General features: G+C 34.5%; 22 protein-coding genes and 1 riboswitch. Of the genes, 14 read left to right on the plus strand and 8 right to left on the minus strand.

Annotated features, from left to right (window positions below):
• Positions 1-4 precede the first annotated feature (4 nt).
• From ITJ86_RS07785 to ITJ86_RS07810, 6 genes are all read left to right on the plus strand, one after another.
• Positions 5-376, plus strand: coding sequence for a cupin domain-containing protein (locus tag ITJ86_RS07785; RefSeq protein WP_195871073.1), 372 nt, complete (start codon positions 5-7; stop codon positions 374-376).
• A 297-nt stretch (positions 377-673) separates the two neighbouring features.
• Positions 674-3,856 (plus strand): SusC/RagA family TonB-linked outer membrane protein, encoded by a 3,183-nt coding sequence (locus tag ITJ86_RS07790; protein ID WP_195871074.1) that lies wholly within the window; start codon positions 674-676, stop codon positions 3,854-3,856.
• A gap of 10 nt (positions 3,857-3,866) precedes the next feature.
• On the plus strand, positions 3,867-5,291 hold the full coding sequence (locus tag ITJ86_RS07795) for a RagB/SusD family nutrient uptake outer membrane protein (protein WP_195871075.1): 1,425 nt from the start codon (positions 3,867-3,869) through the stop codon (positions 5,289-5,291).
• 297 nt (positions 5,292-5,588) lie between these two features.
• Positions 5,589-6,302, plus strand: coding sequence for a FadR/GntR family transcriptional regulator (locus ITJ86_RS07800; RefSeq protein WP_195871076.1), 714 nt, complete (start codon positions 5,589-5,591; stop codon positions 6,300-6,302).
• A gap of 10 nt (positions 6,303-6,312) precedes the next feature.
• Positions 6,313-7,629 (plus strand): MFS transporter, encoded by a 1,317-nt coding sequence (locus ITJ86_RS07805; protein WP_195871077.1) that lies wholly within the window; start codon positions 6,313-6,315, stop codon positions 7,627-7,629.
• Positions 7,630-7,680: 51 nt separating this feature from the next.
• Positions 7,681-8,442, plus strand: coding sequence for an SDR family NAD(P)-dependent oxidoreductase (locus tag ITJ86_RS07810; RefSeq protein ID WP_195871078.1), 762 nt, complete (start codon positions 7,681-7,683; stop codon positions 8,440-8,442).
• Between the two features lie 200 nt (positions 8,443-8,642).
• Here the strand turns inward: ITJ86_RS07810 and ITJ86_RS07815 are convergent, their stop codons facing one another.
• Positions 8,643-9,662 (minus strand): LacI family DNA-binding transcriptional regulator, encoded by a 1,020-nt coding sequence (locus ITJ86_RS07815; protein ID WP_195871079.1) that lies wholly within the window; start codon positions 9,660-9,662, stop codon positions 8,643-8,645.
• 146 nt (positions 9,663-9,808) lie between these two features.
• Here ITJ86_RS07815 and ITJ86_RS07820 point away from each other — a divergent pair, with 146 nt between their 5' ends.
• The 4 genes from ITJ86_RS07820 (at position 9,809) to ITJ86_RS07835 (ending at position 13,203) form a co-directional block, all read left to right on the plus strand.
• Positions 9,809-10,855 carry a sugar kinase gene (locus tag ITJ86_RS07820; RefSeq protein WP_195871080.1) on the plus strand — a complete coding sequence of 349 codons (1,047 nt, stop codon included), beginning with the start codon at positions 9,809-9,811 and terminating at the stop codon, positions 10,853-10,855.
• A gap of 95 nt (positions 10,856-10,950) precedes the next feature.
• Positions 10,951-11,619: a bifunctional 4-hydroxy-2-oxoglutarate aldolase/2-dehydro-3-deoxy-phosphogluconate aldolase gene (locus ITJ86_RS07825; protein ID WP_195871081.1), complete on the plus strand. Its 669-nt coding sequence runs from the start codon at positions 10,951-10,953 to the stop codon at positions 11,617-11,619.
• A gap of 3 nt (positions 11,620-11,622) precedes the next feature.
• Complete coding sequence (locus ITJ86_RS07830; RefSeq protein WP_195871082.1) at positions 11,623-12,138, plus strand: LacI family DNA-binding transcriptional regulator; 516 nt, start codon at positions 11,623-11,625, stop codon at positions 12,136-12,138.
• 246 nt (positions 12,139-12,384) lie between these two features.
• Positions 12,385-13,203, plus strand: a complete 819-nt coding sequence (locus tag ITJ86_RS07835; protein WP_195871083.1) for a DMT family transporter — start codon at positions 12,385-12,387, stop codon at positions 13,201-13,203.
• Here ITJ86_RS07835 and metF read toward each other — a convergent pair.
• The 4 genes from metF to ITJ86_RS07855 form a co-directional block, all read right to left on the minus strand.
• The gene (metF, locus tag ITJ86_RS07840) at positions 13,200-14,153 is read right to left on the minus strand and encodes a methylenetetrahydrofolate reductase [NAD(P)H] (protein ID WP_195871084.1); all 954 of its coding nucleotides are present in this window, start codon (positions 14,151-14,153) and stop codon (positions 13,200-13,202) included. The two genes, ITJ86_RS07835 and metF, sit on opposite strands and share 4 nt — an antisense overlap.
• Positions 14,154-14,233: 80 nt before the next feature.
• The gene (gene metH, locus ITJ86_RS07845; RefSeq protein ID WP_195871085.1) at positions 14,234-16,942 is read right to left on the minus strand and encodes a methionine synthase; all 2,709 of its coding nucleotides are present in this window, start codon (positions 16,940-16,942) and stop codon (positions 14,234-14,236) included.
• A 26-nt stretch (positions 16,943-16,968) separates the two neighbouring features.
• Complete coding sequence (locus ITJ86_RS07850; RefSeq protein ID WP_195871086.1) at positions 16,969-17,970, minus strand: homocysteine S-methyltransferase family protein; 1,002 nt, start codon at positions 17,968-17,970, stop codon at positions 16,969-16,971.
• Between the two features lie 72 nt (positions 17,971-18,042).
• Positions 18,043-19,212, minus strand: coding sequence for a trans-sulfuration enzyme family protein (locus ITJ86_RS07855; protein ID WP_195871087.1), 1,170 nt, complete (start codon positions 19,210-19,212; stop codon positions 18,043-18,045).
• A gap of 102 nt (positions 19,213-19,314) precedes the next feature.
• Positions 19,315-19,438: riboswitch (SAM riboswitch) on the minus strand.
• A gap of 134 nt (positions 19,439-19,572) precedes the next feature.
• Here ITJ86_RS07855 and ITJ86_RS07860 point away from each other — a divergent pair.
• The 3 genes from ITJ86_RS07860 (at position 19,573) to ITJ86_RS07870 (ending at position 22,330) form a co-directional block, all read left to right on the plus strand.
• A complete protein-coding gene (locus tag ITJ86_RS07860; RefSeq protein ID WP_195871088.1) occupies positions 19,573-20,163 on the plus strand; it encodes a HupE/UreJ family protein in 591 nt (196 codons plus the stop codon).
• Positions 20,164-20,268: 105 nt separating this feature from the next.
• Positions 20,269-20,721 (plus strand): deoxycytidylate deaminase, encoded by a 453-nt coding sequence (locus ITJ86_RS07865; RefSeq protein WP_195871089.1) that lies wholly within the window; start codon positions 20,269-20,271, stop codon positions 20,719-20,721.
• A gap of 1 nt (position 20,722) precedes the next feature.
• Complete coding sequence (locus ITJ86_RS07870) at positions 20,723-22,330, plus strand: S41 family peptidase (RefSeq protein ID WP_195871090.1); 1,608 nt, start codon at positions 20,723-20,725, stop codon at positions 22,328-22,330.
• Here ITJ86_RS07870 and ITJ86_RS07875 read toward each other — a convergent pair.
• Genes ITJ86_RS07875 through ITJ86_RS07885 form a run of 3 tightly spaced genes read right to left on the minus strand, consistent with a single transcriptional unit; the run spans position 22,320 to position 23,723 of the window.
• Complete coding sequence (locus tag ITJ86_RS07875; RefSeq protein ID WP_195871091.1) at positions 22,320-22,931, minus strand: FAD-dependent oxidoreductase; 612 nt, start codon at positions 22,929-22,931, stop codon at positions 22,320-22,322. The genes ITJ86_RS07870 and ITJ86_RS07875 overlap by 11 nt on opposite strands.
• A complete protein-coding gene (locus ITJ86_RS07880) occupies positions 22,931-23,131 on the minus strand; it encodes a hypothetical protein (protein ID WP_195871092.1) in 201 nt (66 codons plus the stop codon). The genes ITJ86_RS07875 and ITJ86_RS07880 overlap by 1 nt, the downstream gene beginning before the upstream one ends.
• 10 nt (positions 23,132-23,141) lie before the next feature.
• Complete coding sequence (locus tag ITJ86_RS07885) at positions 23,142-23,723, minus strand: MarC family protein (protein WP_195871093.1); 582 nt, start codon at positions 23,721-23,723, stop codon at positions 23,142-23,144.
• A 261-nt stretch (positions 23,724-23,984) separates the two neighbouring features.
• Here ITJ86_RS07885 and ITJ86_RS07890 point away from each other — a divergent pair, with 261 nt between their 5' ends.
• Positions 23,985-24,551, plus strand: a complete 567-nt coding sequence (locus tag ITJ86_RS07890) for a DUF3109 family protein (RefSeq protein ID WP_195871094.1) — start codon at positions 23,985-23,987, stop codon at positions 24,549-24,551.
• The last annotated feature ends 5 nt before the right edge of the window (positions 24,552-24,556 follow it).

Here is a 24,556-nt window from a genome sequence, read left to right on the forward strand (position 1 = left end):
AATTATGAAACGATTTAGTGAAAAGTATGTCATCACAAAAGATATGGAATGGGAAGAGCTCGGAGGAGGAGTATCTAGGAAGTTCTTAGGTTACGATAACCAGATTATGATGGTACAAGTTAAATTCGAAAAAGGAGCATTAGGATCTCCTCATCAACATTTTCATACGCAAGCGACCTATTGTGTGTCGGGTAAATTTGAATTTGAAATTGATGGTGAAAAGAAAATTGTGGAGGCGGGTGATGGCGTATATATTGAGCCTAACTTATTACATAGTGCTGTTTGTCTAGAAGCAGGGATGTTAATTGATACATTTAGTCCGGTAAGGGAGGATTTCTTAAGTGGTGGTGCAGTATCTTATTTTGGAGACAAATAGTCTCAGAAATAACAACTACAATGATTAATTGTTAGAAACTGATGTTTTGAGGTAAAATAGCCACACCTGGGAATATTGTTTGCTATTTTACCTCAAACATTTGCTATTTTAACATATAAAAATTACGAAAACGTTATAATTAACAAATATTTGTATATATTTGGTAAACCAATTTGGTTAACCAGTTTGGTTAACCAAGAAAATAGCACGATAAAAGCTCTAAATTTAATTGTGTTAAACCAAGCCTATTCAACGGGGCTAATCAATAACTAATAAAATTAATCTAAACAATGAATTATGAATTTAAAAGTTAAACTTACTACAGTCGTTGCGCTTCTCTTTAGTGTAATGATTTTTGCTCAAGATGGCTTCACTGTGTCAGGTGTAGTGACTTCGGCTGCTGATAATATGCCTATTCCTGGCGCTAATATTATCATTGCAGAAACAACCACAGGAGCAACAACAGATTTTGACGGTAATTATCAATTACAAGTCAAGAAGGGAGATGTTTTAAAATTCTCTTACGTAGGATATGTTACTCAAAGTATAATTATCGATTCTCAAACAACAATTAATGTGCAATTAGTTGAAGATACTAGTGCATTAGAAGAGGTTGTTGTTGTTGGGTATGGTACACGTAAAAAATCACACCTTACGGGATCGGTTTCGAGTGTCGGAGGTGAGGATGTTGCAGCTGTTCAGGTTGCTCGTGTAGACGAAGCGTTAGCAGGTAAGTTATCTGGTGTTTTAATTCAGAACCAAGATGGATCACCGGGTGCTGCCCCAAAAATTCAAATAAGAGCAGCTTCATCTATTTCAAGTGCGTCAAATCCATTAATAGTTGTTGATGGCTATCCGATTTCAGGTGGTTTAGAAACTGTAAACCCAAATGATATCGAAAGTTTAGAGGTATTGAAAGATGCGGCATCTGCTGCTATTTATGGTTCTAGAGGTGCAAATGGTGTTATCTTAGTGACCACTAAAAAAGGAAAATCAGGTAAGGCGACTTTTAGCTATAACGCGTACACCAGTGTTTCTAGCAAATACCGTGATAATATTCTTAAATCGTCTAATGAGTGGGGTGCATTTGCAAGATCAGAAATTGCTGCAGGGAATTGGCCTGGTACTGTTAATAGTACTGATCCTGCTTTTTTAGAATACAGATTAAGTGCTTTAGAGAATGCACCAGGAGCGATTAGTCCAGAAGATTGGCTTTTCAGAAGTGGTAGTGCTACAAGTCACGATTTTAGCATGAGTGGAGGTTCAGAAGATGTAAATTATTTTGCTTCAATTGGTTATCAAGATGCGACAGGTGTAATAATCACTGAAGGATTTCAAAGATTGAACGCACGTTTAAACGTAGATGCGAAATTAGGAGAAAAATTTAAAGCAGGAGTAAGCTTTAATGGGTATTCATCTGATAGAGATATTTTAGGTCATGATATGAGAGATTTATTGAGATCAACTCCAAACAGTCCTATCTATCATACTGAAGAATCTATTGCATTTGTTCAAGCCTTAGATGCTCAAGCTCAAAGCTTAGGATTAGATGCATTTGATGTTGGCTATAGAGGTTCGGGTTATGAGGCTAGTAGTATTTATGATTTAGAACCAGGAATGGCATCGCAAGATTGGCATTATGGAAGAAGCAACAATGGTATTGGTGGTTCTGGTGATGCAGGTCCTGCCGCAAAGCTCGACAATACAGAGCGTTGGGAAAAAACATATTTTGGTAATGTAAGCTCTTATTTACAATATGAGATTATAGATGGTTTAAATGTTAAGACTGTTTTAGGTGGTGACCTTAGAGATACTCAGTTTTATGAACACAGATTACTAGGTTTTGATTCTAGAGCAAGAACGTCTCAAACCTATATGGATCAAACAGATCTTAAAGTCTCTTCAGTATTGAGTGAAACGACTTTAAATTACGCAAAAGAAATTGGTAAACATGATATCTCAGCAGTAGCAGGTGTTGAATTTCAAACGACAACTTTGATAGGAACTCGTTTAGATGGAGCTAATGTTCCAGATAGTAATGTTCTTAATTATAACTTGTTTGATCCTGCTGATATAACAGTAACAGAAAGAGATGAGACAAGAGCAAGAGAGAGTGTTTTTGGAAGAGTGAACTACGCTTACGATGATCGTTTCTTACTATCAGCATCTGTGCGTAGAGATGGTGATTCTCGTTTCGGATCTAATGAGCAATACGCCACATTTCCGGCGGTTTCTTTAGGATGGAATGTGCATAATGAATCCTTTTTAGAAAATAATAATACATTAAGCAGATTAAAATTAAGATTTAGCACAGGGTCTTTAGGAACGACTTCGTTTTTAGGATCATATGATGCTTTAAGTCTATTAGATCCTTCTGCAACGATCTATGGAACAGGATTCTTGATACCGTCAAATAGTGCCAATGATAATTTAACGTGGCAAACAAACACAGAGACGAATTATGGTGTTGATTTTGGAGTGTTAAACAACCGATTTACAATAGGTATAGATTATTATACATCAGATATTGAAGATATTTTAATTAATCAAGCTCAGTCTGAAGTATTAGGTAATCCATCTGCAATACTAAATGTTGGTGATGTTAGAAGTTCAGGATGGGAATTTGAATTAGTTGCTAGATTAATCAATAATGATAATTTTTCATGGAGCATGAGTGGTAACTTATCTACAGTTGATACGGAAATTACTAATTTAGGTGGTTTAGATGAATTACCTCAAGTAATTTATGGTATAAGTGGTAGAGGTCCTGTATTTAGAAATTATGTAGGTGGTAGCATTGGTGAAATGTGGGGATTAGAAACTACAGGAGAGGTTGAAATGGAATATGTAGCAGATGGAACAAGATATCCGAATGGTCGGTCTGGAGAGTCTTATGTTGTAGATCAAAATGGCGATGGTATTATTGATGCAACAAGAAGTGTTGCTGACGGTGGTGATTTAGTTAAAATTGGACAAAACACACCCGATTTTTACTGGGGAATGTCGCATAATATGAAATATAAAGATTTCGATATGTCACTTCAATTTCAAGGGTCACATGGTGCAGAAGTTTATAATGTAGATCCACTATACTACGGCTCTCAATGGGGAGGATTGTTAGCGGATAGTTTCGATGCTAATGACGATGGTATTGCTGATCACAATGGCGAATTTTATGTACCAAACAGAAATCAAACAGATGCTACAGTTCAGGATGCTTCTTTTATCGCTTTGAGAAATATAACTATAGGTTATACATTAAAAAATGATCTTACAAGTAAGATTGGCTTAAGCTCTGTTAGAGCATATATTGCTGCAACTAACTTATTATACATATGGGCAGATGATTATACATCATATAACCCAGAGGGTATTGCAACGTCTGGTAGCGATTATTTAGGACCAACAACATATGGTGCTCAATTTGGAGCTAGTCCAATTGTAAGAAGTTTTACTTTAGGTTTAAATGTTAATTTTTAAATAAAAAAAAATGAAAAAAATATATATACTATTAGGTTCATTACTGTTTATTACAGCATGTTCTACGGATTTAGATCAATCGCCCCCTAATATCGCTAGTTCCGATTCATTAACTGATTACGAAGGTGTTTTAAATGCAGCATATTATTACCAATTGGGAAGTGTTACTCCAATGGCAGTAATGGGAGAGTTTAGAGCAGACAACGCTGTAATGGATGAAGCTCCATATACAGAGTTCGATGAATATGATAATGGTCTAACAGCCATGGAAGATCAATTTTTTGGCCCTTTTTATACGGCTTTATATAAGTCTATTTTAAGTACAAATTCTGTTATCGAAAATTCCACGAATGAAACGCATATTGGAGAAGCAAAATTTTTAAGAGCTTTATCTTATTTTAAATTAGTTCAGGTTTTTGGTGATACTACAGTGAACTTATCGTCTTCACCAAGTCTTGAAGATACGTCTATCCTTGTAAGAACGCCTGCAAATGAGGTGTACAATGATGTTATTATACCAGATCTATTGGATGCAATAGCTGCTTTAGATGCTTCTATTGTAGATGGTAGAGCGTCAAAATATGCTGCGCAAGGCTTATTAGGTAAGGTTTATGTTACTATGGGTGATTTTATCAGTGCAGAACCACATTTAGAAGCTGTTGTTAACGGAGCTGCTGGTGCAGGCATTAGTTTAAAAGCTAATTACAATGAGATTTTTGGTGCTGTAAATGAGGTAGAAAATTCAGAAATTATTTTCGCTACTCAAATTTCAAGTTCTATTATAGATGAATATTCACCAGCTACCGATTTTTGGAACTGGTATGTGGGAGATGATCCAAAAGCCGACCTTCCTGTTGATCCCGATTTAATTGCTGCTTTTGAAGCTGTTGCAGGAGAGATTACAAATCCTACTTCAGATCCTTTACGACCAGATGGTGGTGATTTAAGAAGGAGAACTATTATTAAGACTAATGAAGTATTAGGTATTGACCCTGTTACAGAAGAAGAAATCGTTGTTGCAGAAGAAGAAGTTTTAACCATTTCAAAATTTCCGAAAGAAGGTGGCCTAGGTGCTGAGCACGATTGGATAGAATTAAGATTAGCAGATATTATATTATTATATGCAGAGACATTAAATGAAAATGGTGCTCCTGCTTCAACAGTATTGCCATTATTAGACGATATTAGAACAAGGGCTGGCTTAAATAGTTTAACAGGAACACAAACGACACAGGCCGGAGTAAGACAAGCTATTTTAGATGAAAGAAGATTAGAGTTAGCTTTCGAAGGACAGAGATGGTTTGATTTAGTGAGAACAGGAACCGTAGATGCTGAAATGGGATTAACAATTAATAGTGATTACTATTTATTTCCTGTGCCAGTTTCAGAAGTATTGGCTACTCGTGGAGTTATTACTCAGAATTCAGGATATTAATATATAATAGATTTCTTTCTTTGTAGATAATTTGAGTCATTCAAAATTTACAAGTTGGTTTTACAAAGAAAGAAATTAGCTCTAGGAATTAAGTTTTTCTAAAATATAAAGAAGTCAATTATAATTGAGGGATTATTAGGCTTATTTGAGTTAGTCGCTTATTGAATTCTATTGGTATTTAGTTGTATAAGTAGAATTCTTTAAGCACTAATATTTGTCTCATATAAACTGGTATTTGTATATTATTTATATAACTTTAGCGCTTTAAATCTGGTTAACCAATTTTAAGTTTAAGATATGAAATTAGAAGTAGCAACAAAAATAGATAGTATTGAGACGCAAAAAACGATTATTTCTAAAATAGGAGAGCTTATTAATTTAAAAAATCTCGAACCTGGTGATAAGTTACCTTCAGAGCGAATGTTATCTGAAAAATTTGAAGTCACAAGAAGTAACGTTAGAAGAGCTATTCAAAAATTAGAGTTTTACGGATTATTAGAATCTATTCCACAAAGTGGAACTTTTGTAGCTAATATTGGTGTGATCGCCATGAATGGAATGATAGAGGATATTCTAAAATTAGAGGATCCTAATTTTAAATCTTTAGTTGAGACTAGAATATTATTAGAACTAAAAACGGTCAGACTCGCGTCCCTCAGAAGAACGGATGAAGATTTAGAACGCATAAAGGAAGCTTTAGATGCCTATGAAAAAAAGGTATTAAAAGGTGAAGACGCAGTTCAAGAAGATTTGTTATTTCACTTAGCTATAGCTAAAGCTAGTGGAAATAGTTCGCTAAATAATTTTATGTTAATCATTACTCCTGAAATTATTACAAATTTTGAAAAATACCACGTTTGTGATAAAAGTTTATCACATCAAGGTATAGAGGAGCATAATTTAATTTTCGATGCCATTAAGAAACAAGATCCTAAATTGGCAAAACAAAAAATGAAAGATCACTTTAAAGTGTTATATCAATATTGCTATAACATTAAAAAATCACCTTAATTCAATTTAAATGAAAGAAATAGGTAAAAAAATTAAAAGTTTAAGATGGTGGGTTATCGGCTTAATTGCATTAGCTACCGTAATCAATTATATTGATAGACAAGCACTGCCTGTGCTTTGGCCTGACATTGCTGAGGATTTATATCCAGAGAAGTCAACATTTGAACGAAAAGAAATATATGGATTAATTTCAGTAATTTTTATTTTTTCCTATGCTTTTGGCCAAGCTATTTTTGGTAAGATTTTCGATAAATTAGGAACAAGGATAGGGTTCGCACTTTCCATTGGTTTTTGGTCTATAGCCACAGCATTACATGCCTTCGCTAAGGGAGTGGTAAGTCTTAGTATTTTTCGTACGTTATTAGGTGTTTCTGAAGCGGGTAACTGGCCAGGTGCTGCAAAAGCAAACGCTGAATGGTTTCCAACAAAAGAACGAGCATTTGCACAAGGACTTTTTAATTCGGGGGCTGCCATCGGTGGTATTGTTGCCTTTCCTACAATAGGGCTTCTATCGGTTTACTTTCATTGGACATGGATTTTTATATTAATAGGAGCATTAGGGGTATTATGGCTTATTCCTTGGTGGATTCTAGTAAAGTCACCACCTAAAAATCATCCATGGATAACTGATGAAGAACGTGAGTATATTTTAACAGGTCAAAAGAATCAAGATTTAGATAACGATGGTGAATTTGATGAAGGCTATAATCCGGATACGGGTAAAATGCTTAAGCATAAAGAAAGTTGGGGGGTAATTATTGCATCTGCAGCTTTAGACCCAATTTGGTGGCTATTTATCTTCTGGATTCCTATTTACTTAAATGAAGTATATGGAATGGATGTGAAATCTATTGGTTTCTATGCTTGGGTACCTTATGTTGGAGCAATGCTAGGAGCTTGGTTTGGTGGGCTGTTGGCTCAGAATCGCATCAAAGTCGGTTGGTCAGTAAACAAAACACGTAAGTTTGTAATTACACTTGGTTGTGTAATTATGTTACCTATGTTGTTTGCTATGGCAGACCCAGGAGGACCTACAACAGCGGTGTTATTTATGGCGGTAATTTTGTTTGGTTTTCAAACCGCTATTGGAAATGTTCAAACCTTACCAAGTGATTTGTTTGGAAGCAAATCCGTAGGTACACTTTCAGGGTTTGCCGGTACTGCCGCTAAATTAGGAGCAGCTGGATTAACATCACTAGTGCCTTGGTTAACGATGGGTGGTAATTATGCACCAGCATTTATTATTGGCGCAACACTAGCGGTAGTAACTGTGTTAAGTGTCTGGGTATTGATACCAAATATTGCACCACTAAAAAAATCAAAATAAATTCAATTGAATACATTATAAAAACAAGTATAATTTTAAGATTAAAAACAAATGAGTAACAAAGGAAAAGTAGCAGTTGTAACAGGAGCTACAGGAGGAATAGGTTTTGAAGTAGCAAAACGATTAGGTAAAGATGGCTATACTGTATTTTTAAATGGTATTAACGATAAAGCAGGTGAAGAAAGAATTAAAGAACTTGCTGCCGAAGGTATTACAGCAGAGTATTATGGCTTTGATGTTACCAAAGAAGACGACGTAGCGGCGAACATCAAAAAAATTGGTGATAAGCACGGTAAAATTGATGTGCTAGTAAATAACGCAGGTGGTTTAGGTGGTAGATCTAGGTTTGAAGATATGACGACTGAATTTTACAGAAATGTAATGGCGCTTAATCTTGATTCAGTATTTTTTGCGTCAAGAGCAGCAATACCTTACTTAAAGAACGGTGAGCATCCTTCTATAATTAATTATACATCTAACGCGGGTTGGACAGCAGGAGGACCAGGAGCTGGAATCTATGGTACGTCAAAAGCTGGTGTTCATGCAATTACTAGGGCATTGGCAAAAGATTTAGCTGAATATGGCATTAGAGTAAATGCAGTATCACCGGGTACTATTGATACACCTTTCCATGCACAAATCAAGTCAACAAAACCTGAGGTGTTTAAATCTTGGGCAAATAATATTATGCTTGGTAGATTAGGTCAGCCAGAAGATGTAGCTGGTGTTATTTCTTTTTTAGCAAGTAAGGATGCATCGTTTATTACGGCAGAGACCATTCAAATTGGAGGTGGACAAGCATTGGGAATTTAATTTCAATTAAGGTTTAGTTTAAGTTAAACTTTTGATTTGAATTTTAGCTGAGAAAGTGATTAAGCAATGTCTTAATCACTTTTTTTTTGCTCTAATTGTTATCGGTTTGTTCGTTATTTAGAATGAAATTTCCACTATAAGCTTTAGGGTTGAATTGAAACGCGAAGTGGTTTATTAACTTTTAGGGAAGTTCAATTTAATTATTTCGAGGAATCTCTAACAATCAATTCTGCATCTAAGATGATTTTATTCAAACTTTGTTTTACGTCATCTTTAGCCGCATAATCTAGAAATGTGTTTGCTGCAATACGACCAATATCTTTACTATGTTGATCTATACTAGTCATAGACGGGCTTACTAAAGATGTAAAAGGTTCGTTACCAAAACCGACCAACCGTATGTCGTTAGGAACATTTATTCTATTCTCATTTAACACTTGTAATGCACCCAGAGCAGCATAATCACTTGCGGCATAAATTGCATCAGGTCTATCTTTCAATTTTAGAAGTTTTTCCATTTTTAATCTGCCATCCTCAAGCGTAAGAGCACTTTCTACAATAAGACTATCATCAATAGGAAGTTTATTTTTCTTCAAAGCATCAACATATCCTCTAATTCTGTTGTTAAAGATTCGCGTTCGCCTATAGCCTCCAATATGCGCAATGCGCTTACAGCCTTTTTCAACCAAATGTTCAACGATAACATGACTACTGTCATAATCATTAATACCAACGTAATCTACATTAAGATCATTTTCACCACGATCAAATAGTATAAGCGGGATGCCGTTTGATTTTATTTTCTCGTAATGTGATAAATCAACAGTTTCATTTGCCATTGAAGCTATAATGCCATCCACTTGAGTGTATAAAAGCGTATCAATATTCTTACATTCTTTTTCAAAAGATTCATTAGATTGTGTAATGATAATGTTGTAGCCAGCTTTATTAAGAACAGCCTCCATATTTTCGAGAACGGAAGAAAAGAAATTACTATTAGTCCGTGGTACAATAACCCCAACCAAATTGCTTTTCCCTTTTCTTAAAGCGCTGGCCAAATGATTGGGTTGATAATTAAGTTCTTTTGCAACACGTTTAACGGCCTCTTTTGTTCTGTCACTAATGCGGGAATCATCATGCATTGCTTTAGAAACTGCTGCAGGAGAAATATTTAGCTTTACAGCAATGTCTTTTAGTGTTGTTCTTTTTTTATTCGCCAAGTTTTTATATATTTGCTTAATCGATTAAGCAAATATAGCATTTTAACAATAAAAATCAAATCATGTACGTTTTGATTTATTTTTAAACCAATTGCTTAATCGATTAACTAAAAATGATAATTTAACTAAATAAACAAATATTCAGGATGAAAAAAGTGGTCACTTTTGGAGAAATTATGCTAAGATTAGCACCTCAAGGTTTTTTAAGATTTTCGCAAGCTAATAATTTTGACGCCATCTATGGAGGTGGAGAATCTAACGTAGCTGTATCATTGGCAAATTACGGTGTACCAGTTGATTTCGTAACGCGTTTACCTAAAAATGATATTGGTGAATGTGCTATGATGGAAATGCGAAAAAGAGGAGTAGGCGTTGATAAAATTATCTATGGTGGAGACCGTTTAGGAATTTATTTCTTAGAAACAGGTGCCGTAAGTAGAGGTTCTAAAGTAGTTTATGATAGAGCACATTCTGCTATTTCTGAAATTGAACCAGGCATGGTAAATTGGAAAGACGTTTTTAAAGATGTTGCTTGGTTTCATTGGACTGGTATTACTCCTGCAATTTCTCAAGGTGCAGCAGACGCCTGTTTAGAAGCTGTAAAAGTAGCTAGTGAAATGGGTGTTACTATCTCTACAGATCTTAATTATAGAGCTAAACTTTGGACGTTTTGTGATGATGCACATAGAGAAAAAATAATGAGTGAATTAACATCGTATTGTGATGTTGTTTTAGGAAATGAAGAAGATGCTGAAAAACATTTTGGAATTCATCCTGAAGGTTTAGACGTTCATAAACATGGACACGATGTAAAAGCGGAAGCATTTTTATCGGTGTGTAAGCAAATGATGGAAAAATTCCCTAGAGCTAAAAAAGTGATTACAACACTAAGAGGATCTATTTCTGCATCTCATAATACCTGGGCAGGAGTTTTATATGATGGTAAAAAAATGTATGAAACACGTCAGTACCAAATTACAGATATCGTAGATCGTGTTGGTGGAGGTGATTCATTTATGGGTGGATTAATCTACGGATTATTAAAATATCCTGAAGATGATCAAAATGCATTAGATTTTGCCGTTGCAGCATCTTGTTTAAAACACACTATAAAAGGTGATGCTAACTTAGTTACCGTTTCTGAAGTAGAAAAATTAATGGGAGGCGATGCCTCTGGTAGAGTAGCAAGGTAAATTCATGAAAAGTTTACGGTCGTAATACACAGTACCAAAACGTTACTGAAAAAGTAGCTGAATACATACACTACAAAACGAATAAACATATAAAAATGGCAAATTATACAAGAATAGAAGTAGCAAATGTTATGAAACAAACCGGAATGGTTCCATTGTTTTATAACGCGGATATAGAGATAAGTAAAAAAGTAATTAAAGCAACTTACGATGGTGGAGCGCGTTTGTTAGAGTTTACAGCACGTGGAGATTTCGCTCACGAAGTTTTCGGAGAGCTAAACAAATGGGTTCTTAAAGAATTACCAGGAATGATTATGGGAGTTGGTTCTGTAACAGATGCTGCGTCTGCTTCACGTTTTATGGCTTTAGGGGCTAACTTTATCGTAACTCCAGTGTTAAGAGAAGACATCGCCATTGTTTGTAATAGACGTAAAGTAGCTTGGTCTCCAGGATGTGGCTCATTGACTGAAATATGTAGAGCAGAGGAATTGGGTTGTGAGGTTGTTAAGTTGTTTCCAGGTGGAATTTACGGACCAGATTTTGTAAAAGCAATCAAAGGTCCTCAGCCATGGACAAGTGTAATGCCTACAGGTGGTGTGTCTCCAACTAAAGAAAATTTAGAAGGTTGGTTTAAAGCCGGTGTAACTTGCGTAGGCATGGGCTCTAAATTAATTGCAAAAGGTGCAGACGGTAACTATGATTTAGCAAAAATTGAATCGGATACTAGAAATGCATTAAGTATAATTAGTACTTTAAAATCATAACTATTGAAATCGTCAGCTGTAACTATAAAAGAATTGTCTTCTTTATCTGGATATTCGATATCCACAGTGTCTAAAGCCTTAAATAATAAGCTTGAGATTAGTAAAGCTACACGCGAAACAATTAAAACTATAGCAAAGCAACATGACTATGTACCAAATAGTTATGCTGTTTCACTTAGAATGCGAAAAACGGGTTCTATTGCTGTAATTGTTCCTAAGGTTACCGAGGCTTGCTATGGTCAGACGCTTTGTCATTTGCAAAAATCGGCAGAAAAATTTGGTTATAGAATTCTATTTTATCAATCATTTAATTCTACGACTAAAGAGTTAAATTATATTAAAAGTCTTAGCGATGGCTCTATTGATGGAATTATTGTTGTTTCGGCAGAACATAGAGAAAAGTCACAATTTTCAAATCATTCATTTCCTGTTGAGCTACTTCATATTGACTGTAGTCAAACTCTCGAAGATATAAAACAACTTACCTACACGAGTTTAATAAATGTTTTAAAAGGTTAGCTTTTTCTGAGAAACCGTATTTTCAATCTTACATTGTAATAGTGTAATAAAATACAATCTTGTAGCGATACAAAACGATCACATATTTTTCATAATCTTTGGGATCTTTTTTTGAACTTAATCAATTCAAATAACGGATAAGAAGTTATTCAATAGAGTAGTTTTTTTCACGTAAATGGCTACTTTGGACTCAATACATTATTTACTTTTAAAAAATCTTAAATTCTGAAAAGAGCAATACAGTACATGATAATTAGTGCATTAGCATTTACATTTTTAAATGTATTTGTAAAGTCACTTAATAGCTTTAGTGTTTATCAGATTGTATTTTTTAGGTCTATCGGTACGTTGTTTTTTACAATACCATTTTTACTGAAAAATAAAATCTCTTTATTGGGACATAAAAGAGGTTTAATGATAGGAAGGAGTGTTTTTGGTTTAATTTCTATGACGTTATTCTTTTTGTCACTAAAGTATATAGCTATGGGAACTGCCGTTTCTATTCGCTATATAGCACCTATTTTTGCGGCATTTTTTGCATTGTTCATCTTAAAAGAGAAAATAAAACCATTGCAATGGTTATATTTTGCTATTGCATTTGCAGGAGTTTTATTATTAAAAGGTTTTGATTCACAAGAAGAAATAACCGGTATTTTATTAGCCATATCATCCGCTATATTTGCAGGTTTAGTGTATATCATGATTCGTAAAATAGGCACAGCTGATCATCCTGTGGTTATTGTAAACTATTTTATGATCATTTCGGCTGCGATTGGTGGCCTATTATCAATAAAAGGATGGATAAATCCATCTGGAAAAGAATGGCTTATCTTTTTAAGTTTAGGTGTTTTCGGCTATTTTGCACAATTGTATATGACTAAAGCCATGCAGGTTGGTGAAACCAATGAAGTCGCTCCTTTAAAATATTTGGAAGTTATTTTTACCATGATTATTGGCCTAGTTTGGTTTGGAGAAGTCTATTCCTTTTGGTCTTTAATGGGAATTTTACTCATTATTTTAGGTTTAACTTTAAATGTTGTTTCTAAGAGAAAACCTAAATCTTAAAACAAGGCTGAAGCTATAGCTTTTACATTATCACTTTTTCCCATGGAGTAATAATGAAGTACTGGTACACCCGCATTTTGTAATTCTTTAGATTGGTTTATAGCCCAGTCAATTCCAACTTGTCTAACATCCTTATTGCTTTTACAACTGTCTACAGCTTCTATTAACTCTTCTGGTAAATCTATTTTAAAAACTTGCGGTAACAATTGTAAATGACGCTTAACAGCAATAGGTTTTATACCTGGTATAATGGGTACATTAATGCCTTCTGCTTTGGCTGCTTCAACAAATTCAAAATACTTTTGGTTATCAAAAAACATTTGAGTGACAATATAATCTGCACCAGCATCTACTTTTTGCTTTAGACGTTTTAAGTCTGTTTTTAATGAAGGAGCTTCTAAGTGTTTTTCGGGATAACCAGCGACTCCAATACAAAAATCAGATTTGTCATCAGCTTCAAGAACATCGTGTAAATAGTGTCCCTTATTAAGATTTTGAATCTGACTTACTAAATCTTTTGCATATTGATGTCCACCTTCACATGCTTCAAAATATTGTTGATGTTTCATAGCGTCACCACGTAAAGCCATCACATTATTAATGCCTAAATAATGACAATCTACAAGTAAATATTCGGTTTCTTCTTTAGTGAATCCTCCGCATAGTACATGTGGTACCGTATCAACGTCATATTTGTGTTTTATAGCTGCGCATATACCAACGGTTCCTGGTCGCATACGTGTAATTTTTCGGTCTAAAAGCCCATCTTTTTTAATGTATAGATATTCCTCTCTAGACGTTGTAACATCTATAAATGGTGGTTTAAACTCCATTAAAGGATCTATATTATTATATAATTGCTGAATGCTATTTCCTTTTTTCGGTGGAATAATTTCGAAGGAAAATAATGTCTTTCCGTTAGCTTTTTTTATGTGATCTGTAACTTTCATGTTTACTTCCCTCGAAGGTGGGAATCTTTTTAATTAATAATTTATTTATCAATAGATTCCTGTTTTCACAGGAATGACAGTTAATCAGCAATATTTGGACTTAACCATTTTGTTGCCTCTTCATTTGAAATATTTCGACGTTTACTATAGTCTTCTATTTGGTCTTCTTTAATTTTTCCTAAGCCAAAATATCGCGCTTCTGGATTCGCAAAATAATAGCCACTCACACTTGCTGCTGGCCACATCGCTAAACTTTCTGTAAGTTTTACTCCAATGTTTTCTTCAACATTTAACAGCTTCCAAATGGTGGTCTTTTCTAAGTGATCTGGACAAGCAGGATAACCAGGTGCAGGTCTTATTCCTTTATAACTTTCTTTTATAAGTTCTTCATTGGTTAAATGTTCATTTTGATCATAATTCCAATGTTTGGTTCGCACTTCTTTGTGTAAATACTCTGCGAATGCTTCGGCTAATCGGTCTGCTAAGGCTTTTATCATAATCGAATTATAGTCATCATGGTTGGCTTCAAATTGAGCTGCCAATTCTTGAGTTCCAAATCCTGTTGACACACAAAAACAACCCATATAGTCTTGTTTTCCTGTTGCTTTTGGTGCAATAAAATCAGCTAAGGCTATGTTTGGTTTACCTTTTGCTTTTTTAGATTGCTGACGAAGAGTTAGGAATTTGTATGTCTCTTCACCTGTGAGATCTCTCGACTGCGCTCGAGATGACATTTCGATCTCAATATCATCGTCATTAACTGAATTAGCTTCAAACAATCCAAAAATAGCTTTTGCTTTTAAAAGCTTCTCTTTAAAAATACGCTGTAATAAAAGTTGCGCTTCTTTAAATAATATGGTTGCTTGTTCGCCAACCACATCATCAGTTAAAATGGCTGGATATTTTCCGTGTAAATCCCAACTTCTAAAAAATGGTGTCCAATCAATAAATTCTTCGAGTTTGGTGATATCAAAATCTTCTAAAATTTGAATGCCCAATTGATTTGGTTTTACAATCTCAGAGGTATTCCAATTTATTTTGAATTTGTTTTTACGAGCATCAGCTATCGTTAAATATTCTTTTTTCTTGGTGCGTTTTAAGAACTGCTCTCGGAAGGCATCGTACTCTTCACGAATTTGGTTTTTATAAAGCATACTGTCTTTCTTAAGTAAATCGCCAACAACGGTTACAGCTCTAGAGGCATCATTAATATACACAACAGTATTGCTATAATGTGGTGCAATTTTTACAGCAGAATGCGCTCTTGAGGTTGTTGCACCTCCAATAATTAAGGGAATTTCAATGTTTTCTTTTTCAAGGGCTTTAGAAACGTAAACCATTTCATCTAATGAAGGTGTAATTAGTCCACTTAGCCCAATGATATCAACCTTTTCTTTGATAGCGGTTTCCACAATTTTTTCTGGTGGAACCATAACACCAAGGTCAATAATTTCATAATTATTACAGCCTAAAACAACGCTAACAATATTCTTTCCGATATCGTGAACATCCCCTTTTACGGTTGCCATTAAAATACGACCTGCAAATTCTTGTTTTCCATCTTTTTCGGCTTCAATAAAGGGTTGTAGGTAAGCAACAGCTTTTTTCATAACTCGTGCCGATTTTACCACTTGAGGCAAAAACATTTTACCACTACCAAATAAATCTCCAACCACATTCATTCCAATCATAAGATGCCCTTCAATAACTTCAATGGGTTTATCTGAGGCTAAACGTGCTTCTTCAACATCTTCAATAATAAATTTATCTATGCCTTTAACTAAACCGTGCGTGATTCTATCTTGCAATGGATCATTTCGCCATTCGAGAATATTTGCAGATTGTGCGGACGAGTCGCGACTTGTACCAACAAGTGATTCCGCGATTTCCATCAAACGTTCTGTGGCATCGTCGCGTCTATCGAAAAACACATCTTCAACACGTTCTAATAAATCTTTATCTATTTCGTCATAAATCTCGAGCATTGTTGGGTTAACAATTCCTAAATTCATTCCATTTTTAATGGCATGGTATAAAAATGACGAATGCATTGCTTCACGCACAACATTGTTTCCTCTAAATGAAAAAGACACATTACTTACCCCTCCAGAAACGTTAGCATGTGGTAAATTTTCTCTAATCCATTTGGTGGCTTCAAAGAAATCGAGTGCATTTCTGCGGTGTTCATCCATTCCTGTTGCAACCGGAAAAATGTTAGGATCGAAAATAATATCTTGGGCAGGAAACTTTAGTTCATTAACCAAAATGTGATATGAACGTTTACATATTTCAATACGTCTATTGTAATTGTCGGCTTGTCCTTCTTCGTCAAAAGCCATAACCACAACAGCAGCTCCGTAACGTTTAATGAGTTTTGCATGGTGTTTAAATTCGGCTTCACCTTCTTTTAAGCTAATTGAATTAACAACACATTTCCCTTGTGCCACCTGTAAACCAGCTTCGATAATTTCCCATTTAGAACTATCGATCATTATTGGGATTTTAGAAATGTCAGGTTCTGAAGCTATGAGATTTAAAAAGGTAGTCATGGCATAAACACCATCTAGCATACCTTCGTCCATGTTAACATCTAAAATCTGAGCACCTCCATCAACTTGGTCTCTAGCAACTTCTAAAGCTTCATCGTATTTTTCTTCTTTTATTAAACGAAGGAATTTTCGAGAGCCTGTTACGTTGGTACGTTCTCCTATATTTATAAAATTACTTTCTGGTGTTACAACCAAAGGTTCTAAGCCTGAAAGTGTGAGATATTTTTTTATTTGAGTCATGTTAGTATTTTCAAAATGGATTCCGTCTACGCAGGAATAACAGTTTTTCTAGGTTCATACTTCTGCGCCACTTCTGCAATTGCTTCTATATGTGCAGGACTTGTGCCACAACATCCTCCTATTATATTAATGAGATGGTCTTTGAGGTAGCTTTCAATAAATTGCTGCATTTGTTTTGGTGATTCTTCATATTCACCAAAAGCATTTGGTAGTCCTGCGTTAGGATGAGCTGAAGTAAAAAATTCAGTTGCGTTAGATAACCTTTGTAAATAGGGCTTTAATTGTTCTGCTCCAAGTGCGCAGTTAAAGCCAACACTTAAAAGTGGAATATGAGATATAGAAGTTAAAAAAGCTTCAACTGTTTGTCCTGATAAGGTTCTGCCAGAAGCATCAGTAATTGTTCCAGAGACCATAATTGGAATATCGATATGGCGTTCTTCTTTAACTTCTTCAATGGCAAATAAGGCAGCTTTAGCATTTAATGTGTCAAAAATAGTTTCTACTAAAAGCAAATCTACACCACCATCAATTAAGGCTTCTACTTGTTGTTTGTAGGCAATTCGTAATTCATCAAACGTAATAGCTCTATATTCTGGTCGGCTAACGTCTGGCGATAAACTTGCCGTTTTATTTGTTGGCCCTATGCTTCCAGCAATGAATCGAGGCTTTTCAGGATTTTCTTTCGTAAATTTTTCTGCGACTTCTTTGGCTATGCGTGCAGATTCGTAATTAAGCTCGTAAACTAAGTCTTCCATATCGTAATCTGCCATGGCTATTGTGGTGCCCGAAAACGTATTGGTTTCTACAATATCTGCTCCAGATTCAAAATATTTGGCGTGCACTTCGGCAATAGCTTTAGGCTGTGTTAACGACAATAAATCGTTGTTTCCTTTTAAAGGAGATGGATAATCTTTGAAGCGTTCGCCTCTAAAATCTTCTTCCGAGAAATTATATTGTTGCAGCATAGTTCCCATGGCTCCATCGAGAACTAAGATTCGTTTTTGTAATTCTTGTTTTATTTTGCTCATAATGTTTATGTGTTCTCGATACCATTTTATTCTCCCGAAAGCTTTCGGGATCTAAAATCACTCGACCTGACGCTAGTTTTCTAGGGCTTGTTTTAAATCGTTAATAATATCTTCAGGATGTTCTAAACCTACAGAAACGCGTATCAATCCGCCTGTAATTCCTGTTTGTAGTCGCACATCTTCTGGTATTTTAGCATGTGTTGTAGATGCAGGATGTGTTACAATACTTCGTGTATCTCCTAAGTTTGCAGACAGTGATAATAATTGAATTGTATTTAGAAATTTTCTACCAGCTTCTATACCTCCTTTGATTTCAAAAGCGACTACATTTCCTCCTAGTTTCATCTGCTTTTTTGCTAATTCGTATTGTGGATGTGATTTTAAGAATGGATATTTTACAAAATTCACGTTGTGATGAGATTCTAAAAACGTCGCAATTTTTAAGGCATTTTCACAATGTCTATCAACTCTAACCGGTAATGTTTCTAAACTTTTTGAAAGAATCCAGGCATTAAATGGTGATAATGATGGGCCTGTATTTCGAGAAAATAAATATATTTTTTGAATTAATTCTGAGCTACCAACCGTTATACCACCTAAAACTCTGCCTTGTCCGTCTATTAATTTGGTTGCCGAGTGAATGACCAAATCCGCACCAAATTTAATGGGTTGTTGTAGGTAAGGCGTCGCAAAACAATTGTCTATAATAAAAATGAGATTGTGCTTTTTTGCGATGTCTCCCAAACGTTGTAAATCTAAAATATCGACAGCAGGATTTGTTGGGCTTTCTGCATAAATTACTTTAGTATTGGGTTGAATAAGATTTTCGATCTTGTCTAACTCATCAACTTTAAAATAACTATTTGAAATATTCCATTTAGGTAATATGTTATTGAGTAAGGTTTGGGTTGACCCAAAAATACTACGACACGATACAATATGATCTCCTGCATTAAGGATAGCTGCAAATGTTGAAAATACGGCAGACATACCAGATGCAAAGGCATAACCACGTTCTGCACCTTCCATTAAACAGATTTTTTCTACAAATTCTGATGTATTTGGATTAGAGTATCGGCTGTAAATATTACGTTGTTTTTCGTCTGCGAAAGAAGCACGCATATCTTCTGCATCTTCAAAAACATAACTCGATGTTAGATATAATGGATTAGAATGCTCTAAAAATTGTGAGCGTTCCATTTGCGTTCGTATGGCTTGTGTTTCAATATGTTTTGAACTCATTTTTCTACGGTTTAATTAGTACAAAAAAAAACGAAATACGTCTCAGACGTATGTATAGAAAAATGTTATAAAGAGTTGTAATTACAGGTGTGTAATTATGTTGGGTTATCTATCCAATTGTGCGATAAATGAATCGACAATTACGTAGAAGTTAGCACCTTCTTAATAAGTTTAAGGGTTGCTAAGGTTTCAAAGGGTCTAATCCCTCCACCTTTCTTGATAACATTTCAATACGTTGTTTGAACTTTGAAATACAATATTCCGAAAGAAAATAGTATAATACAAATTTTATTCACTTTATTTTAATAGAAACATGTTGCATTTTAATTGTAACTTTGATTTTCTCAAATAAAGTTGATTATGTTAGAAAATTTCTGGTTTAATGTGCAATATGGCATGAACCATGTTTTAGATATCAATGGTTACGACCATGTCTTATTCTTAATGGTATTAGCTGTGCCTTACGTTTTTAAAGATTGGAAGCGTGTGCTTATTTTGGTTACAACATTTACCTTAGGACACACACTATCTTTAATTATGGCGGCTTATGGTATTGTAAGTGTTAATGGAAAATTAGTAGAATTTTTAATTCCAATTACTATTTTAATCGCTGCACTTTACAATGTATTTACAGCAAGTAAGACATCTAAATCTAATAAAATTAGTGTACTGTTTTTAGTAACGTTATTTTTTGGACTTATACACGGTTTGGGTTTTGCAAGAGAATTTAAAATGTTTGCAGGTCAGAACGAAGGTAAATTAGGACTTCTTATAGAATTTGCTTTGGGCATTGAGTTGGCTCAAGTTATCGTTGTATTTGTTGTGCTATTTCTTGGATTTTTAGGTCAGACGATCTTTAGATTTTCACGTCGCGATTGGATGATGGTAATTTCTGCTGTTGTGATAGGGTTAGTGATTCCGATGATTATAGGAAGCGATTTACTTAATTAAGCTAAAAAAGATTGGTAAAACTTTAACGCGATGTAAATGGGTTATAAAATACTATCCGTTTATCTTCGTTACTAACATGATAGCTTTGTATAACACTTATTATTAATGCCAAAGACAAAACAATTACGTTACGATAAAGCCTATTTGCGCATTGCAAAAGAATGGGGAAAATTATCGCATTGTAAACGGAAACAAGTAGGAGCCCTTATTGTAAAGGATAGAATGATCATTTCAGACGGTTACAATGGTACACCAACTGGTTTTGAAAACTATTGTGAAGACGATGAAGGCTATACTAAATGGTATGTGTTACATGCCGAAGCTAATGCGATTTTAAAAGTAGCATCGTCTACACAATCTTGTCAAGGAGCAACGTTATATATTACGCTTTCACCTTGTAAAGAGTGTAGCAAGTTAATTCATCAAGCAGGAATAGTAAGGGTTGTTTACCATCAAGATTATAAAGATTGTTCAGGAATTGATTTTCTAAAAAAAGCAGGTATAGAATTAGAGCTTATTGAAGATCTAAATGAAGATTCTCGTTTTCACGAGAAATAATATGGCAACAAAAAATAAATACATACCACTTATTGTTGGTGTTGCAGTTGCAGCAGGTGTTATTATAGGTGGAAAATTAAGTTTTTCAGATACATCAGATAATCTCTTCAGTACAAATAGTAAAAAAAACAAACTCAATCGGTTAATAGACTATATAGATTACGAGTATGTAGAAGATGTAAATACAGACAGTATTGTAGATGTTACTGTTAATGGTATTTTACACAATTTAGATCCACACTCTACGTATATACCCAAGGAAGATTTAGAGCGAATCACTGAAAATATGAAAGGTGATTTTGTTGGTGTTGGTATTAATTTCTATCCGTATAAAGATAGTATTGCAGTAATTAGACCAACCGAAAATGGTCCAAGCGAACGTGCAGGTATTATGAGTGGTGATCGTATTCTTTTAGCAGATGGAGACACACTTTACGGTCCAAATATATCTAGTGACTTTATTAGTAAAAAACTTAAAGGAGATAAAAACACGTCTGTAAAACTAACGGTTTTTAGAAAAGGCGAAGATGAATTATTAGAGTTCGATGTTAAACGTAAAGCCATTCCTATTAAGAGTATAGAGGCTGCATATATGCTTACAGATGATTTGGGCTATATGAAAATGAATCGTTTTGCAGAATCTACTTTTAACGAGTTTAAGTTAGCACTTAGTGAGTTAAAGGAATTAGGAGCTACTAAATTAGCATTAGATTTGAGAGATAATCCTGGTGGATTTTTAGGAATAGCGGAACAAATTGCAGATGAATTTTTAGAAGATGGTAAGCTTATTCTGTTCACTAAAGATAAAAGAGGAAAGGAAGAGCGCGTCTATGCCACAAAAAGAGGAGAATTTGAAGATGGAGAACTTTATATTCTTATCAATGAAAATTCAGCATCGGCAAGTGAGGTAATCGCAGGTGCACTTCAGGATAATGATAAAAGTATTATTGTAGGTCGACGCTCCTATGGTAAAGGCTTAGTACAACGCGAAATGGCATTAGGAGATGGAAGTGCTGTACGTTTAACCGTATCTAGATATTACACTCCAACAGGGCGTTCTATTCAAAAACCATATACTAATGGTGATAGCGAAAGTTATTTCAATGATTATTACAAACGCTTAAGAACAGGGGAATTAGCACACGAAGAAAGTATAGAAGTAGATGATTCTTTAAAGTTTACCACGCCAAAAGGAAAAGTAGTGTATGGAGGTGGAGGAATCATTCCAGATATATTTGTGCCTGTAGACCGATTATTTGATAATGAAACCATCAATTATTTAAGACGACGAGGGCATTTTGGATATTTCGTGTTTGAAGAATTAGATAAGGATCGCACCATATATCGTGGTGTTTCTAAGTACGATTTTATTAATAATTTTGAAGTCAGTGATGATATTGTTATGAATTTTCAAGATTATGTCAATCAAAGAGAGCGTACCAATATTTCTTTTGTAGCCTATAATGCTGAAATCAGACGACTGATAAAAGCAACATTAGCGCGTCAATTATTTGATGATAATGCGTTTGAAGAAATTATAAACAAAGAAGACATTATGGTGCAAGAAGTTATTCTACTAAGCACTGAGTATCCTAACTTTAAACAGTAACTTTATCGTGGATTTTGGTCTGATTTCCGTCATTCCAAAGGGTTAAAATATCGGTTGCTACATGCGATCCGCTACCACATGCCATAGCAAATTGACTACGCCAACCTGCTAAAGTACCAGCGACATAAAGGTTGTTTTCAATGAGGTGATCCGTGTTTTTTAACCAAATTCTATCCTTCTTTATCGCAGCTCTTGGATGAGGTTCAATGTAAGTTTCTAAACCTGTTATAGTCATAAAACTTGTGTATCCAACTGCTATAACAACGATTTTAGAATTGTATTCGTTTTTATTGGTTGTTATTTTAAAGCCACCTTCTTCTTTTTGAATGGCACTTACTTTTTCATTTTCTATTTGTGCAATATGAGGATAAAGCTCTGCCAATTGATCTATTCCACTGTTTAGAATATCAGAACCTAAAGTACCAGGTTGTAGTCCCAATACATTATTAAATAATGCGTCTTGAAGATGTGATGTTTTTTGGTGTGCAATAATGCCAATGGATTTGTTTTCTGCAAACGGCTTGTTTTTGGCCGAACCTAAAACTAAAGCACAAGATAAACCTGCGGCACCACCTCCAATAATTAAAGCATCAAAAGACATTAGCGCCGATTATTTAATTTTTCAATTTTTTTAGAAATTCTAAATACTTGTAATAAAACAATTGCGCAAAGTGCAGCCAAAATAGTTATTAAAGCTGTTTGACTTTCTCCTTCAAAGAGGGCATCAAAATTTAGTTTTGTCGCATTAAAAATAATTAATGCTACTGCAATAATAGATAAGATGAGTGTAATTACTTTCATGTTAACGAATTTAAACCAATAACGCTTTTATGTTGTGAGCAAATAACTTTACGGCTATGGCTAACAAAATTACGCCAAATATTTTTCTTATAATGTTAATTCCATTAGATCCTAAAACACGCTCAATTTTTGCAGATGTTTTTAGGACAATATATATAACTATGACGTTGCTAATTACAGCGACGATAATATTTTCAATGGCAAATTCTGCACGTAAGGATAATAGCGTGGTTAAGGTTCCTGGTCCTGCCATAAGGGGAAATGCCAATGGAAAAACAGATGCTGTAACAGAACTATTTTCATCATCTTTATAAAGCGTAATGCCTAAAACCATTTCTAGAGCAATAAAAAAGATAACAAATGCGCCAGCAACAGCAAATGAATTAACGTCGATACCAATGAGGCTTAATAAACTTTTTCCGACAAATAGGAAAATTACCATGATCACACCAGCGATTATAGACGCTTTTCCACTTTGTATATGACCAACTTTTTTACGTAGATCTATAATAATTGGAATGTTTCCAATGATATCAATAACCGCAAAAAGGACCATGAACGCTGTAAATATTTCTTTTAAATTAAGATGCATTTTTATAGGGTTTTAAAATCTATTATAAGTTATACAAATTTAGGTCTTAAGTAATTGTTCTTCAACTATATAAAATCAAAATTTGATTGTATTTTTTGAAATTTTTTGCAAAGGTGCGATATTATAACAGATTTACAATAGTAAATGTGAATAAGTTTTAAAATAGGTATTTCTAAAGGGAACTACAACTTAAGTCTGTAAAGTTTAGTTGCACTTGAAACTTAAACTGTTATTTTTGCGACGTATTAGAACTAATTATATATGTTTCAACTCGGAAAAACTATAGTTTCAGAAGACATCATTGAAAAAGATTTTGTCTGTAACCTCTCAGCTTGTAAAGGAGCGTGTTGTATCGATGGAGATGCAGGTGCTCCGTTAGATAAAGAGGAGGTAAAAATTTTAGAAGATATTTACCCAAAAGTGAAACCTTTTTTGCGAAAAGAAGGCATAGAGGCTATTGAGGCACAAGGTACGTCTATAGCGACAGATTTTGGGGATTTAGAAACGCCATTAATTAACGGAGCAGATTGTGCTTATGTCATTTTTGATGATAAGAAAACAGCACTTTGTGGTATCGAAGAAGCTTATAATCAAGGTGAAATTTCATGGAAAAAACCAGTGTCTTGTCATTTATATCCTGTAAGAGTAAAGGAATACTCTGAGTTTTCGGGAGTGAATTACGAGAAATGGGATATTTGTGATGATGCTTGTTCTTTGGGTAAGGAATTGCAAGTGCCAATTTACAAATTTGTAAAGGAGGCGCTTATTAGAAAATTTGGTGAAGATTGGTATGCTGAATTAGAAAAAGTAGCAGAAAATTACAAGTAATAAAC

This window comes from Winogradskyella marina (genome assembly GCF_015645385.1).
GTDB lineage: Bacteria > Bacteroidota > Bacteroidia > Flavobacteriales > Flavobacteriaceae > Winogradskyella > Winogradskyella marina.

Bases quoted from the DNA above. Each gene is read 5' to 3' on its own strand.
- ITJ86_RS07785 (WP_195871073.1), top strand. From the start codon at position 5: ATGAAACGATTTAGTGAAAAGTATGTCATCACAAAAGATATGGAATGG.
- ITJ86_RS07790 (WP_195871074.1), top strand. From the start codon at position 674: ATGAATTTAAAAGTTAAACTTACTACAGTCGTTGCGCTTCTCTTTAGT.
- ITJ86_RS07795 (WP_195871075.1), top strand. From the start codon at position 3,867: ATGAAAAAAATATATATACTATTAGGTTCATTACTGTTTATTACAGCA.
- ITJ86_RS07800 (WP_195871076.1), top strand. From the start codon at position 5,589: ATGAAATTAGAAGTAGCAACAAAAATAGATAGTATTGAGACGCAAAAA.
- ITJ86_RS07805 (WP_195871077.1), top strand. From the start codon at position 6,313: ATGAAAGAAATAGGTAAAAAAATTAAAAGTTTAAGATGGTGGGTTATC.
- ITJ86_RS07810 (WP_195871078.1), top strand. From the start codon at position 7,681: ATGAGTAACAAAGGAAAAGTAGCAGTTGTAACAGGAGCTACAGGAGGA.
- ITJ86_RS07820 (WP_195871080.1), top strand. From the start codon at position 9,809: ATGAAAAAAGTGGTCACTTTTGGAGAAATTATGCTAAGATTAGCACCT.
- ITJ86_RS07825 (WP_195871081.1), top strand. From the start codon at position 10,951: ATGGCAAATTATACAAGAATAGAAGTAGCAAATGTTATGAAACAAACC.
- ITJ86_RS07835 (WP_195871083.1), top strand. From the start codon at position 12,385: ATGATAATTAGTGCATTAGCATTTACATTTTTAAATGTATTTGTAAAG.
- metF (WP_195871084.1), bottom strand. From the start codon at position 14,153: ATGAAAGTTACAGATCACATAAAAAAAGCTAACGGAAAGACATTATTT.
- metH (WP_195871085.1), bottom strand. From the start codon at position 16,942: ATGACTCAAATAAAAAAATATCTCACACTTTCAGGCTTAGAACCTTTG.
- ITJ86_RS07850 (WP_195871086.1), bottom strand. From the start codon at position 17,970: ATGAGCAAAATAAAACAAGAATTACAAAAACGAATCTTAGTTCTCGAT.
- ITJ86_RS07855 (WP_195871087.1), bottom strand. From the start codon at position 19,212: ATGAGTTCAAAACATATTGAAACACAAGCCATACGAACGCAAATGGAA.
- ITJ86_RS07860 (WP_195871088.1), top strand. From the start codon at position 19,573: ATGTTAGAAAATTTCTGGTTTAATGTGCAATATGGCATGAACCATGTT.
- ITJ86_RS07865 (WP_195871089.1), top strand. From the start codon at position 20,269: ATGCCAAAGACAAAACAATTACGTTACGATAAAGCCTATTTGCGCATT.
- ITJ86_RS07870 (WP_195871090.1), top strand. From the start codon at position 20,723: ATGGCAACAAAAAATAAATACATACCACTTATTGTTGGTGTTGCAGTT.
- ITJ86_RS07875 (WP_195871091.1), bottom strand. From the start codon at position 22,931: ATGTCTTTTGATGCTTTAATTATTGGAGGTGGTGCCGCAGGTTTATCT.
- ITJ86_RS07880 (WP_195871092.1), bottom strand. From the start codon at position 23,131: ATGAAAGTAATTACACTCATCTTATCTATTATTGCAGTAGCATTAATT.
- ITJ86_RS07885 (WP_195871093.1), bottom strand. From the start codon at position 23,723: ATGCATCTTAATTTAAAAGAAATATTTACAGCGTTCATGGTCCTTTTT.
- ITJ86_RS07890 (WP_195871094.1), top strand. From the start codon at position 23,985: ATGTTTCAACTCGGAAAAACTATAGTTTCAGAAGACATCATTGAAAAA.